Raw genomic sequence first — 17626 nt, 5'->3', positions numbered from 1 at the left:
ACCACCATGGGCAGCGCGCGGGCCATTCTGCACGAGCAACCAGCGGTGACTGACCCGGACCCCCGGCGCAGCCTGGTCGCCGTCGTGGACCGGGCCACCGCCGAGGTCACCGTCATCTCCGGCGCGGACACCGATCCGCGGGCACAGGTCCTGGTCCGGGACGGGCGTCGCACCTGCGCCCTGGTCACCCTCGACGGGGCGGGGGAGGCAGCCGAACGTGGCAGCGCCGCCCACCCTGACCCGGCGCCGCTGCGTGGATGGCAGGACGGGGCGGGCCGCGACCTCGCCGCCACGGTGGTTGTCTGCACCCTAGGCAGAAACCCACTTCTCCGCGTGACCGTTGCTGCGCTGCTGGCCCAGACCCACCGTCGCGTGGAAATCATCATCGTCGACAACGACCCCGCCTCTGGCGCCACCCGCCAGCTTCTCGACGATCACCGTGATCCGCGCCTACGCATCGTGGACGAACCCCACCCCGGGCTGTCCCGCGCGCGGAATGCAGGGGTGGCGGCTGCGACGGGGGAGATCATCGCCTTCACTGATGACGATGCTCTCCCACACCCCAGTTGGCTGGCGTCTCTGCTCGATGTCTTCGCCTCCGCCCCGCCCGGTGAGGTTGGCGCGGTCACCGGCCCCGCTTTCGCTGCTGAGCTGCAGAGCCGTTCGCAGCGTTTCTTCGAGGCCCGCGGTGGATTCCCCAAACAACTCGAGCCCGTCGTGTGGTCACTCGACGACCCCTCCCCGCAGTGCGCCCGCTTCGGGGCCCGCGGGGAGGGCGGCCCCCTGTTTCCAGTGGCCACCGCCCGCGTCGGTGCCGGGGTGTCCATGGCCTTCAGTCGCCCGGCGCTGGCGGCCCTCGGCGACTTTGACGTCCGCCTGGGGGCGGGGACCCTCACCAACGGCGGAGAGGATCTCGACGCCTTCGCCCGCGTCCTCCGCGCCGGCTTAGCCATCATCTACAACCCGGATGCCGTGGTCCACCACGTCCATCGCCGGGACATGGCCGGACTGGAGAAACAGATTCACGGCAACGGCACCGGCATGGCTGCGCTGCTGACCGTCTCCCTGCTCCGCCGCCCGAAAGACCTGGTGGTTCTCCTTCGTCGGGTGCCGTCGATCCTCTCGCGCGTCGCACCGGGCACCGAGCGGATGCAGGGCAACGAAGATGATGTCCCGGGGACGCTCAGCCACCAGGAAATCAGGGGTTTCCTCCGCGGACCGATGCTGCTTATCCGGGAAATCCTCCGCCAGCGGCGCGCACCCGAGAGGCCGACATGATCACGTACCCGACGTCCCGCCCCCGGACCCCGCGCCGGGCGGAGAACCTGGGTGGCGCCCTGGTCCTGTTGCCGTTTTCGGCCTACGTGCTGTGGTGGGTGCTGGGTGTCGGCGACTTCATCTGGATCATCGCCGGCCTGCTGATCGTCGCGAGTTGGCTGGGCACTCGAGGTCTGCGCATTCCCCCGGTGGTCATTCTGTGGGTGCTGTTCTTGGCCTGGGCCGGGGTGTCGTTGGCGATGAATGACAGCCCCGGCCGCATCGTAGGTTCGGTGTACCGGCTCCTTCTGTACACCTCCGCCGGGATTCTCCTGGTGCACACCTTCAATGCCCGACGCGCTCTTCCGCTGCACCGGGTGACGGGGGCGATGGTGTGGTTTCTGGCGGGGATGACGCTGGCCGGGTACCTGGCGATGGCGTTCCCGCTGGCGGTGATCCGCACGCCCATGTCGTGGATCATGCCGCGCGGTCTGGCCTCCAATCAGCTCATCGACGAGATGATCGTGCGTCGGATGGCGCATTGGAACCCGGAGGCGTGGATCGAGCAGGCCCTCCGGCCGGTCGCGCCTTTCCTTTATGCGAACACCTGGGGGAACATCTACTCCCTGGTGCTTCCTCTGGCGTTACTCCACCTGTGGTTGTGCTGGGGTACCCGCTACCGCTGGCCCACCCTACTGGTGATCCTGGCCAGCACTGTCCCCGCCCTGAGCACCCTCAACAGGGGCATGTTCATCGGGCTCGGGGTGGTTCTCGCGTGGGTGCTGTTCCAGGCGCTGCTCCGGGGACGTATTTTCCTGGTGGTGGGCGGGGCTGTCGCCGGTCTCGCGGGGGCCGCTTTGTGGGCGGTGTCCCCGTTGGGGCAGGCGCTGGAAAACCGTGTGGAGACCACCGATTCCACCGTGGACCGTGCGCAGTTGTACCGCTCCACCTTTGAGGCGGTGTTGCAGTCACCGCTGTTCGGCTACGGCTCTCCGCGCCCGGCGGAGGAACCCTGGTTGCCTTCCCTGGGCACGCAGGGTCAGTTCTGGACCGTGCTGTACTCCCACGGTTTTATTGGCGCCGCTCTGTTCACCGGGTTCCTGCTCGGGGCGTTTTTGCTGGTGATACGCCGCCGGGATGTGGTGGGGTCGGTGCTCGGTGGACTTATTCTGGCCACCCTCGTGGAGACAGTCTTCTACGGCATGATGACTGGCATCATGGTGTCGATGGTCGTAGTGGCCCTGGCGCTCCGGCCGGACACCGTCATCAGCAGCGGGGATCGTCGGGGAATGTGCGCTCGGCCATCCGCCACAGTTCGCCCTCCTGGACGAAGGTGACCACCATGAGTGAACGTCGTTCCTCCGCCGGGACATCCGCATTGATGACAACCCCGTTGCCATCCACGACGCGTACCTCCGAGGAATCGACGCACACCTGGGCGCGGACCACCGATGGATTATCGCTCGGCTCAATGTCCGAGACGGTGACGGAGGCCTCACCCTCCTGGTGCCATCCTTCGACCGCCCATTCCTGGCGTTGGTTCTCGATGTCCTCCAGGGCAGCGGCGGTGAGGACCTCGCTGAGGTCGAGGGAGGCCGTCGGGTCTTCCAGGGTGGACAAGCTCACGTCGACGATCTCCTCCATCAGCCCGGTGTCGATGCCTTCCGGGGAGGGGGCGGCCGGGGCCGCCACCGTTGATGTGGTGGTGGGGGTAGTCACCTCCGCTGAGGATTCCGGGCTGGGTGGGTTCTCGGAGGAGCTATTCGAGCACCCATGGAGGGTGAGGGGCGCCGTGATTACGGCGGCGATGAGAAACCGCATCATAGGATACTCCCAGGGGCATGTAAGTATGGATAGTTTAGATATTAGCACTGTGCCCGGTGCGGAAAGGGCGGTCCTGTGAGCCGGGATGAGACGGCATCGACGGTGCGGGAGGGCAGGCGTGAGCTGGCCCGGGGTGGTGGTCTGAGCTTTTTCGGCTCTGCCGCCAGCGCCCTTCTGGGCTTCGTGCTCACCGTGGTGATCACCCGTCTGCTCGGCGCGGACGGTGCCGGTGTCGTCTTCCAGGCCACGGGTGTCTTTGCGGTGGTCCTGGCGTTTGCCAAGGTAGGGCTCGACTCGACTGCCATCTACCTGCTTCCCCGCGTCCGGTTGGATGATCCCCGCCGGATCCGGTCCACCATCATGGCCTTCGTGCTCATCGCGTTGGTGGCCAGCGTGGCGTTGGCCGTGCTCCTACAGTTCGTGGCGCCGCTGTTGTGGCCGGGGGAGGGAAACCCCGTGTCCGGTTCCGTGCGGGCACTGGGAGTGTTCATTCCTGCCGGCGCGGTGATGCTCATCGCGGCGGCGATTCTGCGCGCGCTCGGCTCGGTGCGTGAGTATGTCGTGGTCAACAACATCGCCATCCCGGCGTTGCGTCCGCCGCTGGTGGCGGTGGCTGCGGTGGCCACGGGTTCTGTGGTCGTGGTCGCGGTGGCGTGGGCACTGCCGCTGGTGTTGCTGATGATGGTGGCGGCGGTGATGGTCTCCGGCCATGTGGGGCGCCTGGAGGCAGGACAGGCGGGCAGGCTGTGGCCGACGCGTACGCAGGTGCGGGAGATCATCGGTTTCGCGGCTCCGCGGACGGCGTCGGCCGGGCTGGAGCAGGCGATCATCTGGGTTGATGTGTTGCTGGTCGGCTGGTTGCTCAGTGATCAGGCAGCCGGTGTCTACGGGGGTGCCGCTCGCTTCATCCAGGCGGGCCTGGTGGTGGACGCTGCCCTCCGAGTGGTGGTCTCGCCGCGATTCTCAGCGTTGCTCCATCAGCGGAAGGACGAGGAGGTGCGTGATCTCTATGTCACCGCGACGATCTGGCTGGTGCTCATTGCATCGCCGATCTATGTCCTGTTGGCGGTTTTCGCCCCGGTGTTCCTGGATCTGCTGGGTCCGGGGTTCCGGGAGGGGGTTACGGTGCTGGCAATTCTGGCGGTGGGCATCACGGTGACATTTCTGGCGGGCAATATCCACTCGTTGCTGATCATGAGCGGGCGTAGTGGGTGGGCGGCGATCAACAAGGTGGTGGTGCTGGTGATCAACGTCGTCGGCAATGTGTTGTTGATCCCGGTGTGGGGGATTGAAGGTGCGGCTTTCGTGTGGGCCGCCAGCATGCTTATCGACGCAGCCCTCGCCGCCCTAGAGGTCAAGGTTTTTCTGGGAATTTCCGCCCCGTGGTGGGAGGTGACACGTCCCCTGGCGTTGGTGGTGGTCACCGGCGCGATCCCCGCGCTGGTCATCAGCATGGTGTGGGGGCAGACGGTCGGTGCGATGCTCCTGGCGCTGGTGGTCTGCGGTGCCCTATACGTCATGGCGTGCTGGTGGTTGCGGCGCGCGCTCCGGCTGGACGGGTTGGTGGCGCTTCTGCGTTCCCGGCGCTGAGAAAAACCCCCGGGGGTAGATAGTGGATAGTGGAGATGGTGGATAATCCTGAGAAAAAGGTATGGTTTCTCTGCCTGCCGTGACCTGGGAGGCCCCTGGTAAATGTCTTGAAGGTGGATTGTTCGCGGTGTTCTCTGTCTCGATTGCACGCCTGTTTTCTCTGTTCATGGTGGGAATCCTCAGCCTGTCGATGGCGGTAGCTGTTCCCCCGGTTGCCCGCGCACAGGATCCGGTGCCGGTCGTACGCGACGGCAGCACACCCGCCACGGCGGCGGGCTCGTGCTGGGCCCTCAAGCAGGATTTTCCCCGCCTCCCGAGCGGCGCCTACTGGTTGCTCACCCCGCAGATGGAGGCGCCGCAGCAGTTCTACTGCGATCAGACCATGGATGGTGGCGGGTGGGTCCTCATCGGTCAGGGCCGGGAGGGCTGGCAGCCCTACGCCGACGGCGCGGGTGACCCGGCGCGTCTGCTGGGCCGTGGTCGGGGTCCGGAGAATTTCGAGCCCGTGCAACTGCCCACCGATACCGTCAACGGGCTGCTGTCGGGGACCAAGGTCAACGAGCTGGACGAGGGCATGCGCGTGGTGCGGGCCCGAAACAGCTCCGGCACGAGGTGGCAGTCAGTCGACATCATCCCGGCGAAGATGTCCACGTGGACGTGGGCTCACGCCACGGAGGACAGCGCCGCCCGCTACCGCTTCGACAATGGGTGGTGGCGCTCGGGAGGGCAGTTCGAGGCGAGTTTCGGCACGGATTCTTCCTATAACCGCGTGGATATGTCCATCTCCTCGACCCGTGATTGGCACCGCGGCTACGGCTACGGCTCGTGGGTCCTGGGAGGCAGTACTTCCCCGAACAATTACTTCTGGTCGCCCCGGGGTTCGGCACCGCTGCCGTACAGCGAGATATATCTGCGTCCCCGTATCTCTTCGGAACAGAATTTTGCTCCGCTCCCGGAGGAAGGCACCCCGGCATCCCAGGCCCGTGGGCTGGTGGACAACTTCGCGGCTCCGACGACATGGGGTGTTACCGGCAATCTGAACGGGCGGGTGGCGGAGGGGAATGCCCCGGTGCAGGCCTTCGCGGAGATCGGTGACACGATGTTCGTGGGCGGCAACTTCACGCACGCTGAGCAGAAGTCGACCGGTCGGGTGGAGCCCCGGACGGCGCTGGCCGCCTTCGATTCTGTATCAGGAGATCTGCGCGAGGGTTTCCGCCTGGAGCTTGACAACCAGGTCAAGGCCCTCCTGGAGCTTCCCGACGGCCGACTCCTGGTCGGCGGCGACTTCCGCCATGTCAACGGTGAGCCGCACGTCGGAACTGTGGTCGTTGACGCTTACAGCGGGGAGATCGATCCCAGTTGGACGTTGCAGGGCACCAACCGCCTGTCGTCTGGCCTGGTGAGTGTCACGTCGTTGTCCTTGTCCGGTGATTTCGTCTACCTCGGCGGTAACTTCACCCACCTGTCGGATGATTCGGTGAGAGACTCCTACTCCCGCGGGGCGGGCCGTGTGCGTCTCAACGGAACTCCCGATCGCTATTGGAACCCGGAGTTCAACGGCACAGTCGTTGACATCGACACCTCCGCCGCGGGGGATCGTTTCTACGCGGCCGGCTATTTCACCCGTTCGGCGACCAACATGGCGATGAAGGCCACCGCGTTGTCGACCGAGCCCGGGGCACTCCCCGTGTCGGATTGGGTCTTCCAGGGCAGTGCGAGTGAGCGCACGAACTACCAGCAGGCGATCGAGGATGCCGGTGAGTTGCTGTTCATCGGCGGTTCTGAGCACTCCCTTTTCGGCCACGACGCGCAGACCTTCGACCGGTTGTCCGGTTCCATCACCAAGAGCATCGGCGGTGATTTCCAGGCGATCGCCTCCAACGGTGACATCACCTATGCGGGGTGCCACTGCACCGAGAACATGTATGAAAGCGCCTATCAGTGGCCCACCATGAACCGGGACTGGACGCGGGTCGACAGCATCCAGTGGGTGGGCGCGTGGGATGCCCGCACCGGCCGCCAGCTGGGTGAGTTCTCCCCGTACCACCTGAAATCCGCCAACGGCGGTGCCTGGAGCCTGTACATCGCCTCTGACGGTGCTCTGTGGGTGGGTGGTGATTTCCTCCGCTCGAACACGTCGCTGACTACCTCGCAGTGGAACGGCGGCTGGGTGCGCTACCCGGCGATGGACATCGAGGCGCCGGAGACCCCGTCCCAGGTGTGGGCGGACGGCTCGGGTGAAGAGAATATCGATCTGCGCTGGGCTGCGGTCAACGATGCGGTGGCCTATGAAGTGCTTCGCGACGACCGCGTTATCGCCCAGGTGGAAGGAACGGCTGCGAGTGTCCCGCGCGGCGGCCATGATCGCTTCTTCGTCCGGGCCGTCGATGCGGCGGGGAACCGCTCGGCGTCGACAAGCGCCTGGCTGGCACCCACGCCGGGTGAGGTGGACCCGAACTCCCCGGTGCTCATCGACGAGGGAGCAGTGTGGCACTACTCCTACGATCAGGGTGTGCCCGCGCCGGAGTGGAACACCGTCGGGGCGGACCGCTCCACCTGGTCGGAGGGGCCGGTGCCGGTGGGCTACGGGGCGGGCGGTCTGGCGACGCAGGTGACACCGCCTATCGGTACCCCGCGCCCGGTGACCACCTGGTTCGCCCACGAGTTCACGGTGGCTGACCCCACCTCCTTCACCACGGCGACCTTGGATTATGTCGCGGATGACGGGGCGGTCGTCTACCTTAACGGGCGGGAGATTCATCGCACCCGCATGCCGGAGGGGCCGATCTACCCGGGCACCCGTGCCCACGAGGCGATCTCGACGCCCGCCGCGCGGGCGGAGCGTGCGCGCATCGAGGTGCCATCTGCCTGGCTGGTGGAGGGGACCAACGTCGTGGCGGTGGAGACCCACGTCAACTACCTCTCCAGCCCGAACATGAGCTTCGATGCGAACCTCATGGTGACGGATGCGGCCCCGGCCCCGGAGCCGGTGGTGGAGGAACCGGTGTATGCCCCGGGGATCACCGAGGGGGAGGTCTGGAGTTACTGGTATGAGCTGGAGGAACCCGAGCTCGGATGGGACACCATCGCCGATGTCTCCCTGTGGGAGCAGGGCATCGCTCCGATCGGTTGGGGCCACCACGGTGTGGCCACGGTGCTAGATATCCCGAACGCTGAGCGCGCCCGCACCATGTACTTCGTCAAGGACCTGGACATCGATCCTGCACAGCTTGACGACGCCGCGGTGCTGCGCCTGACAGTCCGCGCCGACGACGGCGTCCTCGTCCGGCTCAACGGTGAGGAGATCGGGCGGCACCGGATGCCGGACGGCGTGATCACCCATCACACCAATGCAGAAGCAGCCGTGAACACGGCCACCGCGATCGCGGACCCGCTCATCATCGAGATCCCGGTGGCAGCGCTCGTCGCCGGCAGCAACCGCATCGCGGTGGAAACACACCTTAATTACCGGTCGAGCCCGTCCATCACTTTCGAACTGTCAGCGGAGGTCACCACACCATGACACAGCGCACCTCTGACCCGGTGGCGGAGCTCGCCCGCCGGATCACCCGACCTGGCACGGTGGTCACCTGGCTGAATCACTGGTCCATCCAGCACGCGGACTGGTCAGCGCTCTCGCGGGTGGACTGTATCGGGATCGACGGAACTCTCCTGCAGCTGCTGCTGCGCCGCGCGGGCATGGAGCTGGGACGGACGTCCGCGGACCTTGTTCTGCCGGTCCTGTTTCGCAAGGAACTTCCGGCGGGCAGCGCGGTGGCGCTCATCGGTGCTGCTCCCGGCGTGGCTACCACCGCCGCTGCCCGCATCGAACGGCACCACACCCGGGCCTGGGACGGCTACGGGGAACTCGCGGGGCTGCGGGCCGATCCGGCGGAGTTGCTGGCTTTCGCCCCCGACGTCATCGTCCTAGGGTTGGGTGCCGGACTGCAGGACGAAGTCGCCGTCGAGTTGCACAAAGTGGCCCCGGACGCGGTGATCTGCACCGCCGGGGGATGGATCGACCAGTACTCCCGGAAGGAACAGTATTTCCCGGCCTGGGTGCACCGACTGCGGCTGGGATGGTTGTGGAGGATCATCCACGAACCCCGTCGACTCATCCGTCGTTACACGCTGGATGCGGTGACGGCGGTGCTGCGGCGGCGACGATTCGTCGAGAAGCTGCGGGGAATCGGTGCCCAGCCGACACCATCCTGCCTGGATATCACCAGGCAGGATCAGTAGGCGCCCTCCTTGGACAGCACGGCCTTGACCGTCCGCAGCAGGATCCGCACATCGATCAGTGGTGAGCAGTTCTCCGCGTAGTACAGATCGAGATGGACCGAATCCTTCCACGAGAGGTTCGAGCGACCCATCGTCTGCCACAGGCCGGTAAGGCCGGGTTTGATGAGGAACTTGCGCAACACCTCCGGCTCATAGTTGGCCACTTCGCGGGGCAGCGGCGGGCGCGGTCCGATCAGTGTCATGGAACCGGCCAAGACATTGAACAGCTGCGGGAGCTCGTCGATGCTGTACCGGCGTAGGAAACCACCCACGCGGGTGATCCGCGGATCGCACTTGAGCTTGAACAAGATCTCATTGCCGCTGTCCGCGGACATACCCATCCGTTCCCGCATCTCCTGGAGAGCCTCCTCGGCATCCGTCCGCATCGTGCGGAACTTGTGCATCCGGAAGTGACGCCCGTTGTGGCCGACCCGGACCTGGGAGAAGAAGACAGGGCCACCGTCGGACAATTTGATGCTCGCGGCCACAATCAGCCACGCCGGTAGCAGCAGGATGATGCCGCAGCTCGCCGCGACGATGTCAACCAGGCGCTTCACGTGGAAATACCAGCCGTTGTAGCGCGCAGGGGCAAGGTCAATGATCGAGGGTTTGATACCTGCCCGCAGCGTCATCCTCTCGGCCGAGACACCCTTGATGGGCAACAGGAACGACATCCCGATGCCAACACCCTCCAAGATCCAACCGAGCGAACGGGACTGCTCTGCGCTGAGCCCCGAGAACGGGGACAACAGCAGAGTGTCTGCACCGCTGTCGACGACCTCTTTGAGGATGTACATCAGGGGGGTGTCCGACTCGAGCGCATCTCGCGCGGAAATGTGGCCGATGACGGTGACCCCGGTGCGTTGCCAGCGATGGAGGTCCTCGAGAGTGTCGTCGGATGAATCGCCAGCACAAAGCACAATGTGCGTCTGGGTATGGTTGCCATCCTGAACATGCTTGGCGGACTGCGCACGGATGATAAGTCGCGCGAGGAAAATCAGGATCAGTCCCAGAGGAAGCGCCCGGGAGAACATCTGGGTAGGCACGACGTTGAGGAGGGTCTGGTCGATGATGGCGATGGTGCCGAACAGCAGGAGGGTGGAGACGAGGATCTTCTTGACGGGAATCCTCAGGCCCTGCAGCGTGTGGCTGGAGTAGGCGCCCGCGTTGGCCAACATCAGTTGCCATCCGATGAACAGAGTGAAGCCCAACGCGTAGAGACCGTCGAGGCGAAGCGGATTCTCTGCCGGGATGTGGTGGGGGTACACGGAAAGGAACGTGGTGCTCAAGGCCAGTCCGATGGCGAGGGCGTCACCCAGGTGCAGTGCATTGCAGGGGGACATCCGACGGCGGCGACGGCCATTGCGGCGAGCGGCGAGTGCCTCTCTCGGTGCAACGGGTGCAGTGCTTGAGCTCGTCATGAATAGCTCCCCTGTGAGTATGTGCGTCTACTGTCGTGCGGCAGTACTTACTTAGACTTTACTGAGAGTTGCCCGGTTGTTAAGTGGGGGTATGTGAAAGGGGGTAGTAGATAGTATGGCTATCATAAAGGGGGAGGGGGTTGCCTAGTTGCCCGGATCTTAGTCTGGCCAAGGGGCTGAACGGCCTGTTCAGGGGGTTGTTTCACTGGATGTTCGGGGGTGATGTCAGACTTCTGGTAGTGAGGGGGTTGTGAATAGGCTGAGAAGGGGCCCGTGTCGCCGTAACGTCGGCTGTGCGAAGGGTGATTCGCGCTCGGTGTCGGCGAACGGCACCTTCCCACAGTTGAAAATAGGGGCCAATATCAGGGTTCGCCCTGACGCTTTCACTGCGATAGGGCACTACGGTCAATGCCGTGAAGAGTATTTCTGCGTTGTTTTCTGATCGCCGGGTGATCATCGCCCTGACGGTGCTCGCCTCCCTTATTCTCCTCGGCGGTGCCTGGGGGCTTTTGCGCTCCGGGCCGGAACGCACCGTACCGGACACCGACTACACGCAACTGCAGCCCAAGGACGTCGTATCGAAGGTGCCGGTCACCGCGACGATCGAGTCTCGGCATTCCGTCGCGCTGGCCACCCACCTCAGTGGACCGGTGGACACCGTGCATGTCCGTGTCGGGGACCGGGTGCAGGAGGGGCAGGTGCTGGCGGAGATCGACGTATCGGGTATCCAGAAGGAGATCGACGCTCAGCTCGCCCAGCAGATCACCACCGACGCCGCCAACCTCAGCGCCATTGAAAGCGCACAACAGCAGAGCCAGCAGCTCCAGGAATCTGTCGGTCGGGGGCTTAACCCGCAGGTCACCGCCGCGGAGGCTGCCCTGCGGCAGGCGGAGGGACAGTACACGGACGCGGAGCAGGCTTTCGCAGATCGGCGCGGCAACCTCGAGCAGGGGGCGGACGCTGACCTGGTGGCGCAGGCCGCGGCCGTCGATACCGCGCGCCGCGACGTGTTCACCGCCGCCGTGGAGGCCGCCCGGGCGGGCATGGTCACCGTCAACGCCGGGCAGAATCTTGAGGCTGACACCATCACCCCGGTCCTCGGTGAGCTGGAGGCCGATCAGCGTTACGCTGGCGCCAACCAGAACCTCACCACCGCCCAGGAGAATCTGGAGATCTCCTTACGGCGGGTCGATCAGGAACTGGCCACCCAGCAGCGGGCAGTAGCGCAGGCTTTCGCCGCGAAGACGGAGGCCGCGGTGGCGCTGGAGGTTGCCCGCCTCGGCGTGGCGCAGCAGATGGCCACCAACGCCACCGCCGTGGAACAGGCCCAACGCAGCGCGGCCGCCGCGCAGTCCGCGGCCGGACAGTCGGTCAGCCGCCTGCAGGTGGACGTCGCCGCCCGGGAGGCCCGCGCCCCGATGTCCGGGCTGGTCACCGCCGTGGAGGCGAAGGAAGGCAGTGCCGCCACCGGCCCGCTGGCGACCATTGCGGATCCGGATCGGCTGGTACTCAAGACGAAGCTCAAGGAACTGGAGGCCGGGAAGGTGGGCGTCGGTAACGAGGTCACCTTCACCACCCCCAGTACCGGCAGCCGTGAGTATCGCGGCCGCGTCCTCCACGTCTCCCCCGTGGCTGACGCCGCCCCCGCCGATAACGCCGGCCAGGCACCCCGCCCGGAGTTCCCCGTCGAGATCGAGGTCACCGGGGATCTCAAGGATCTGCGCATCGGGGGCAGCGCCAAGGCGCAGATCATCACGGAGAAGGCCCCGAAGTCGCTGACGGTGCCCCGGGAGGCGCTGATCGACGACAACGGGGACTACTCCGTCCTCGTCCTGCGCCCGGAGGGCAAGCGCCATGAGGTGGTGAAAGCGCCGGTGAAGGTGGGCATCCTCACCGATTTTGAGGCCACCGTCACTGGAGTGAAGGCGGGGGAGCTGGTGCTCAACCAGGCCGCCAACTACCGCGATGCCATCGGCCAGCAGGTGCGTGTCGGGTGAGCGCACTGATTGAGATGCGCGGCGTCGTCAAGCGATTCAACGAGGGCTCCCCGGCAGAAATCACCATCCTCCACGGCTGCGATGTCGTTGTAGCGGAGGGGGAGTTCGTCTCCATCATCGGCGCCTCCGGCTCCGGCAAATCGACGCTGATGAACATCATCGGGCTGCTCGACCGCCCCACCGCCGGGACGTATCTGCTCGGCGGCACGGACGTGCTTGCCGTAAACGACGATGAGCTGGCCCAGCTCCGCAGCCGGAAGATCGGTTTCGTGTTCCAGAACTTCAACCTTATCGGGCGTATCGATGCCCAGAAGAACGTCGAGATGCCCATGATGTACGCCGGCGTCCCGCCCCGGGAAAGGGCCGCAAGAGCCCGCGAACTCCTGGACATGGTTGGCATGGGGGACCGGACGGGGCACTTGCCCAATGAGCTGTCGGGCGGTCAGAAACAGCGCGTCGCCATCGCGCGTTCCCTGGCGAACAGCCCTGACCTGTTGCTCGCAGACGAACCGACCGGCGCCCTCGACTCCGCCACCGGACGCCTCGTCATGGACCTCTTCCACGATCTGCACCGCGACCACGGAATGACCATCTTGTTTATCACCCACAACCCGGAGCTGGCGGAAGAAACTGGGCGCATCATCACCATGAAGGACGGGTTGATCGCATGAACCTGCGCGAATCCATTCTTCTGGCGCTGGGCAGTCTGCGCACCAACAAGATGCGCTCCATGCTCACCCTGCTCGGGGTGATCATCGGTATCGGCTCGGTCATCGCGATCATGACGCTGGGTAAGGCGATGCAGGCGCAGACGATGTCCAGCCTTGAACAGTTCGGCATCAATGACATCACCCTCCAGGTGCAGTCACGGGACCAGGCCGATGGCGACACCCCATCCTTCAACAGCGAACCCGTGGACCCGGCCTCCAAACTCACCCCCGAGATGCTCGATGAGTTAAGCACACACTTCGCCGAGCGTATCGACGGCGTGGCCATCGAGGCCGGCAGCCACACCGCCCACCTCAGCCGCGGTTTAGCGGCTGGCAACGCACGGCTGAGCTTTGTCAACGACGACTTCGTCGCCATGCAGAAGCACACCCTGACCGCCGGGCGCCTGCTCAACGAGGAAGATATTGCCGGGGACCGGGCAGTCGCCGTGGTATCCCCGGAGCTGGTGGACACCTATTTCAATGGCGATCCGGCCTCCGCGCTGGGACAGGACATCGACGTAGAGGTCGACGGCCAGTACGCCACCTTCCAGGTCGTCGGGGCCTATGGAAAATCCACGCAAGGCTCCGTCCTCGTCGGCTCCACGGAGGAGGCCCTGCTCTACGCGCCCTACCCGGCCCAGACCCGCATCTCGACGAAACCCACCCTCACCTTCGACCAGGTCCGTCTACGCGTGGGCCCCGGTGTGCAGGCTGAGCAACTGAGCCGCGACGTCCAGACCTGGGCGGAACGCCGCTACGCCGACGACCCGGATTACCGGGCCACGGTGCTGGACACGAAAAAGGAGGTGGAGCAGCTCAACCAGACGATGTCGACGATCAGCGTGGCCATCTCCGCGATCGGCGGGATCTCCCTGCTGGTCGGCGGCATCGGAGTCATGAACATCATGCTGATCACCGTCACGGAACGCACCCGCGAGATCGGCGTGCGGAAGGCGCTGGGGGCCACCCGGCGGGCGATCCGCACCCAGTTCGTCGTCGAGGCGATGATCGTCTGCCTCATCGGCGGGCTCATTGGCGTGCTGCTCGGCGGTGGGCTGGGCATGCTCGGTGCCCAGCTGCTGGGGCAGTTTGTTCTCCCGCCGGTTGCCGCGGTGGTGGTGTCCCTGCTCTTCGCCCTGGGCATCGGCCTCTTCTTCGGCTATTACCCGGCGAACAAGGCCGCCAAACTCGATCCCATCGAGGCGCTGCGCTACGAGTGAGCCGCCCGCCGGATGGCGTCGAGGAACTCCAGATAACGGGCGCGCACGGCGAGAAGTGGTGCGACGACCTTCTCTTGGGAGATGGAGCCCACTTCGCGTCGCAAAGCACGCCGCGTGCGGTGTTTCACACTCGAGCCGATGGCCAGGCCGAACACGCCGGTGAACATACCCAGCACGATGCCGAGTAGCAGTCCGCCGACGATGAGCAGCGTCGGGATGGGCCAGCCCTCGATCTCCGGGATGATGTTGTCCATGAACGGGTACAGCGCGCCGGGCAGGAAAGCGGCCAGCAGGTACCAGCCGATACCCACCAGGGCGGCGACGAGCGCCAGCCACTGGATGACGGTGAACAGCCCCCACACCTTCGACGGCTGGGCGGGCAATTTCGTACGGGCGGCGGCGCGGTCAAGTTCCTCCGGCAGCGTCTCGACGATGGCTTCCGTCTCATCCACCACCGCCGAGGCCCAGCGGTCGGGCAACCCGGTGGCCACCGCCTGGGCGTAGCTGCGCACACCCCGGTTGGCCACCGCCTTGCCGGAGGCATCCAGCTGGGGGATGGAGGAACGGTGGACACCGACCTCATCGGCGTCCTCACGCAGGCCGAGTCTTTTCAGGGGATCGGCGCGCAGACGCAGCAGCCACGAGGTGAGCAGCCACCCGGTTTTCTGCCCCAGTCGCTTGCGGTAGGCCGCGGCGGTGGCGGCGGCCAGCCGATCGGCGCCGGCGGCTTCGGCGAGATGATCGTCAAGGCGGCGCTTGTCCATCGCCGTGACGTCCTTGAACTTCTGCTTTTCGACGAACGGGGCCGTCACCGTGTTCAGGTCCGCTTCAATGCGGGATTGTTGTGCGGAGTGTGCAGAGGCGACCTTCGCGATGGCGGAGCGCAGATCCTCCACCCCGTCCCCGGTGCGGGCGGAGGTGCGGATGACCTTGACTTTCTTGAGGCCGTCGTCGATAAGCAATTGTTCGAGGGAGGTGGTGACGCGCCGGGCGTCGTCGCCTGCCAGCCGGTCGGATTTGTTGAGTACGGCGAGGGTCACCGCGCTGTGGGAGGCGTGCGGGCGGATGAAATGGTCGTGGATGATCGAGTCGGCGTATTTCTCCGGGTCCGTCACCCACACGAGCACATCGACCTGGCCCGCGAGGCGGGTGGCGATGGCGCGGTGGACCGGCTCCACCGAGTCGAAGTCGGGGAGATCGAGCAGGATGACCGGACCGGAGCCGGGGGCGAACTCACCCGCACGGTTGCGGCGGTCCTCCACCTGGAGCCAGTCGAGTAGTTCCTCCGAACCCAGCGGATCCCACACGGCCGCCAGGGGAGAGGATGTGGTGGGACGGCGTGCGGCCGTCGTACCCAGATCCTCACCCACCACAGCGTTGAACAGGGAGGTCTTGCCGGAACCGGTGGCCCCGAAGAAGCCGACCACGGTGTGCTCGCCGGACAGGGCACGGCGCTCGGCGGCGGCTTCAGCCACGCGCACCAGATCAGCGTGCTCCGCGGGGGAGATGAGGCCTTCGCCCAGGTCAGCGGCTTCGCGCAGTGCCTCCAGGCGTTCGGTCAGTGAGCGCTTGCGGCGAAACATCAGGCACCTCCGGTGGCGTTGCGGACATCGGCCTCGGCGGTGGTGGCGGCGTCGAGAAGCGCGGTCGAACTGGTGCCGGCGGTGAGCTCATCGGTGATGTCCCAGTAGCGGGCGCGCTCGGAATCCAGCAGCGCGGTGGTGCGCTCGTCGAGGTCCTCGCGGGCGCGGGCGGCCATGCGGCGCACGGCCTCCTCGCCGAATACGGTCTCCAGAAGCTTCTGGCCGACGACGGCGGAGCCACCCGCGATGGCGATCTCACCACCCGTCAGACCTGCCGTGGAGGCGAAGACCACGAGCATGAGCGCGACGGTGGCCACGTTGAGACCGAGCGACATGATGCGCGCCTTCATGCGCTTATCACCCGCGGTGGACTGGATGGTCTCGACCAGAGCGGCCTGCCAGTCGCGGACCAGCTGGGCGGCCTTGTCATCGATACCCGGGCTGGCGTGGGCCAGGGCCGGGTGCGCGGCGGCGCGCAGCTCCGGGGCCACCGACCCCAAATGCGACCAGCTGCGGGTGGCGGCGGTTTCGGCGGCGTCGACGATGACGGCGTGCAGACCAGCCTCGATCTCCGTCTCCACCTCCCGCACCGGCGCCGGGCGACCGGTGAAAAAGGAACCGATCGCATCGAGTGCGGCGGAGTACCAACGCTCGATCGTCCGGAAGGCATCGGAGGTGCCGACGAAATCCTGCCAGCGCTGCAGCACCTCCTGGCGCAGGAGGTTGCCGTCGGAGGTGGCGTCGATGACGTGTCGACGCGCCGAGGCATAGGTCTCATCGAGGGCGTCGCCGAGCAACCCGGCGAACTCCTCCTGGCGTTGCTTCGTCCCGGCCAGCGCATCAACGCGGTCGTTGACGCTGCCCAGCGCGCCGAGCACCGTCTTCGCGGCCATCGTGCGGCGCGCCGCGGCATCCTCAGCGAGGCGGTCGAGGTGGGAGCGCAGCGTATCGACGAGCGCGCTCGGCAACAGCGTCTCCACCTGCCCGGCGTCCGGCACGGTGAACATGGTGGCGTGCCCCAGCCCGGCTTCCCCCATCATGCGGCGCAGGTCATCGGGCACCGTGGCCAGGGCATCCTCATCCACGCGGTTGAGCACCACGATCACCTCGATGTCGCGCCCGGCGGCATCGTGGAGGAAGTTCCACACCAGCTGATCGGCGTAGCGCGAGGGCGTGGTCACAAACACCCACAGATCAGCCGCGGCGAGCAGCTGGGACGCCAGGGCCCGGTTGCGGTCGTCGATGGAGTCGAAATCGGGGGCGTCGAGAAGCGCCATGCCAGGGCTGATCGCTTCGGTGCTCACCAGACGCAGCGAGGTCGCCGACGGGTTCGCGCCGGGCTCACCCTGCTCGCGCGCCAACCCCGGGAGCACCTGCGTGGAGTGGAACCACGCAGCATCATCCGGGTGGCTGACCAGCACCGGCTGCCGGGTGGTCGGGCGGATGACACCGGACGTGGACACCTGCTTGCCGACGATCGCGTTGACCAACGTCGACTTGCCCGAACCGGTGGAACCGCCGACGACGGCCAACAGGGGAGCGTCGATATTGGCCAGCCGGGGCAGGATGTAGTCATCGATCTGATCGACGATCGCCCGCGCCTCCGCGGCCGCCGCCGGATCCGTGGTGAACTCGGTGGCGGCGACGGCATCGCGCAGCGCCACCACGGAGTCAAGAGTTGTCTCAGTCACAGCCCCTATTCTGTCAGACTGCGTTCAGAAAAGGTGTGGGCCAGGGGCGGAT

General features: G+C 66.0%; 12 protein-coding genes. 8 read left to right on the top strand and 4 right to left on the bottom strand.

Annotated features, from left to right (window positions below):
- Positions 1-6: 6 nt before the first annotated feature.
- Together Q4G50_RS09770 and Q4G50_RS09765 are read left to right on the top strand one after the other, a co-directional pair.
- Positions 7-1278, top strand: coding sequence for a glycosyltransferase family 2 protein (locus Q4G50_RS09770; protein ID WP_303377474.1), 1272 nt, complete (start codon positions 7-9; stop codon positions 1276-1278).
- Positions 1275-2594, top strand: coding sequence for an O-antigen ligase family protein (locus Q4G50_RS09765; RefSeq protein ID WP_303377473.1), 1320 nt, complete (start codon positions 1275-1277; stop codon positions 2592-2594). The genes Q4G50_RS09770 and Q4G50_RS09765 overlap by 4 nt, the downstream gene beginning before the upstream one ends.
- Here Q4G50_RS09765 and Q4G50_RS09760 read toward each other — a convergent pair.
- Positions 2524-3081: a hypothetical protein gene (locus tag Q4G50_RS09760; protein ID WP_303377472.1), complete on the bottom strand. Its 558-nt coding sequence runs from the start codon at positions 3079-3081 to the stop codon at positions 2524-2526. The two genes, Q4G50_RS09765 and Q4G50_RS09760, sit on opposite strands and share 71 nt — an antisense overlap.
- Positions 3082-3156: 75 nt before the next feature.
- On the opposite strand from Q4G50_RS09760, the gene Q4G50_RS09755 reads away from it, so the two are divergent.
- From Q4G50_RS09755 to Q4G50_RS09745, 3 genes are all read left to right on the top strand, one after another.
- Positions 3157-4671 carry a polysaccharide biosynthesis C-terminal domain-containing protein gene (locus Q4G50_RS09755; protein WP_303377471.1) on the top strand — a complete coding sequence of 505 codons (1515 nt, stop codon included), beginning with the start codon at positions 3157-3159 and terminating at the stop codon, positions 4669-4671.
- Positions 4672-4798: 127 nt separating this feature from the next.
- Positions 4799-8194 (top strand): fibrinogen-like YCDxxxxGGGW domain-containing protein, encoded by a 3396-nt coding sequence (locus tag Q4G50_RS09750; protein WP_303377470.1) that lies wholly within the window; start codon positions 4799-4801, stop codon positions 8192-8194.
- Complete coding sequence (locus tag Q4G50_RS09745) at positions 8191-8913, top strand: WecB/TagA/CpsF family glycosyltransferase (RefSeq protein ID WP_303377469.1); 723 nt, start codon at positions 8191-8193, stop codon at positions 8911-8913. The genes Q4G50_RS09750 and Q4G50_RS09745 overlap by 4 nt, the downstream gene beginning before the upstream one ends.
- Here the strand turns inward: Q4G50_RS09745 and Q4G50_RS09740 are convergent.
- Positions 8907-10295: a sugar transferase gene (locus tag Q4G50_RS09740; protein WP_303377468.1), complete on the bottom strand. Its 1389-nt coding sequence runs from the start codon at positions 10293-10295 to the stop codon at positions 8907-8909. The two genes, Q4G50_RS09745 and Q4G50_RS09740, sit on opposite strands and share 7 nt — an antisense overlap.
- A 491-nt stretch (positions 10296-10786) precedes the next feature.
- On the opposite strand from Q4G50_RS09740, the gene Q4G50_RS09735 reads away from it, so the two are divergent.
- Genes Q4G50_RS09735 through Q4G50_RS09725 form a run of 3 tightly spaced genes read left to right on the top strand, consistent with a single transcriptional unit; the run spans position 10787 to position 14300 of the window.
- A complete protein-coding gene (locus Q4G50_RS09735) occupies positions 10787-12370 on the top strand; it encodes an efflux RND transporter periplasmic adaptor subunit (protein ID WP_303377467.1) in 1584 nt (527 codons plus the stop codon).
- Positions 12371-12384: 14 nt separating this feature from the next.
- Complete coding sequence (locus Q4G50_RS09730; protein WP_303377488.1) at positions 12385-13041, top strand: ABC transporter ATP-binding protein; 657 nt, start codon at positions 12385-12387, stop codon at positions 13039-13041.
- Positions 13038-14300, top strand: coding sequence for an ABC transporter permease (locus Q4G50_RS09725; RefSeq protein WP_303377466.1), 1263 nt, complete (start codon positions 13038-13040; stop codon positions 14298-14300). Before Q4G50_RS09730 ends, Q4G50_RS09725 begins: the two co-directional genes overlap by 4 nt.
- Here the strand turns inward: Q4G50_RS09725 and Q4G50_RS09720 are convergent.
- Positions 14291-15883: a GTPase gene (locus Q4G50_RS09720; protein ID WP_303377465.1), complete on the bottom strand. Its 1593-nt coding sequence runs from the start codon at positions 15881-15883 to the stop codon at positions 14291-14293. The two genes, Q4G50_RS09725 and Q4G50_RS09720, sit on opposite strands and share 10 nt — an antisense overlap.
- Positions 15883-17574, bottom strand: a complete 1692-nt coding sequence (locus tag Q4G50_RS09715; RefSeq protein ID WP_303377464.1) for a dynamin family protein — start codon at positions 17572-17574, stop codon at positions 15883-15885. The genes Q4G50_RS09720 and Q4G50_RS09715 overlap by 1 nt, the downstream gene beginning before the upstream one ends.
- Positions 17575-17626 lie beyond the last annotated feature (52 nt).

It is taken from the genome of Corynebacterium sp., from assembly GCF_030538285.1.
In the GTDB taxonomy this organism is placed as follows: Bacteria; Actinomycetota; Actinomycetes; order Mycobacteriales; family Mycobacteriaceae; genus Corynebacterium.
The sequence above is the reverse complement of the archived record's forward strand: the minus strand, read 5'-3'. Positions and strand labels throughout refer to the sequence as shown.

Excerpts from the sequence above, each read along its gene's own strand:
- Q4G50_RS09770 (WP_303377474.1), top strand. The coding sequence starts at position 7 with ATGGGCAGCGCGCGGGCCATTCTGCACGAGCAACCAGCGGTGACTGAC.
- Q4G50_RS09765 (WP_303377473.1), top strand. The coding sequence starts at position 1,275 with ATGATCACGTACCCGACGTCCCGCCCCCGGACCCCGCGCCGGGCGGAG.
- Q4G50_RS09760 (WP_303377472.1), bottom strand. The coding sequence starts at position 3,081 with ATGATGCGGTTTCTCATCGCCGCCGTAATCACGGCGCCCCTCACCCTC.
- Q4G50_RS09745 (WP_303377469.1), top strand. The coding sequence starts at position 8,191 with ATGACACAGCGCACCTCTGACCCGGTGGCGGAGCTCGCCCGCCGGATC.
- Q4G50_RS09740 (WP_303377468.1), bottom strand. The coding sequence starts at position 10,295 with ATGTCCCCCTGCAATGCACTGCACCTGGGTGACGCCCTCGCCATCGGA.
- Q4G50_RS09730 (WP_303377488.1), top strand. The coding sequence starts at position 12,385 with ATGCGCGGCGTCGTCAAGCGATTCAACGAGGGCTCCCCGGCAGAAATC.
- Q4G50_RS09725 (WP_303377466.1), top strand. The coding sequence starts at position 13,038 with ATGAACCTGCGCGAATCCATTCTTCTGGCGCTGGGCAGTCTGCGCACC.
- Q4G50_RS09720 (WP_303377465.1), bottom strand. The coding sequence starts at position 15,883 with ATGTTTCGCCGCAAGCGCTCACTGACCGAACGCCTGGAGGCACTGCGC.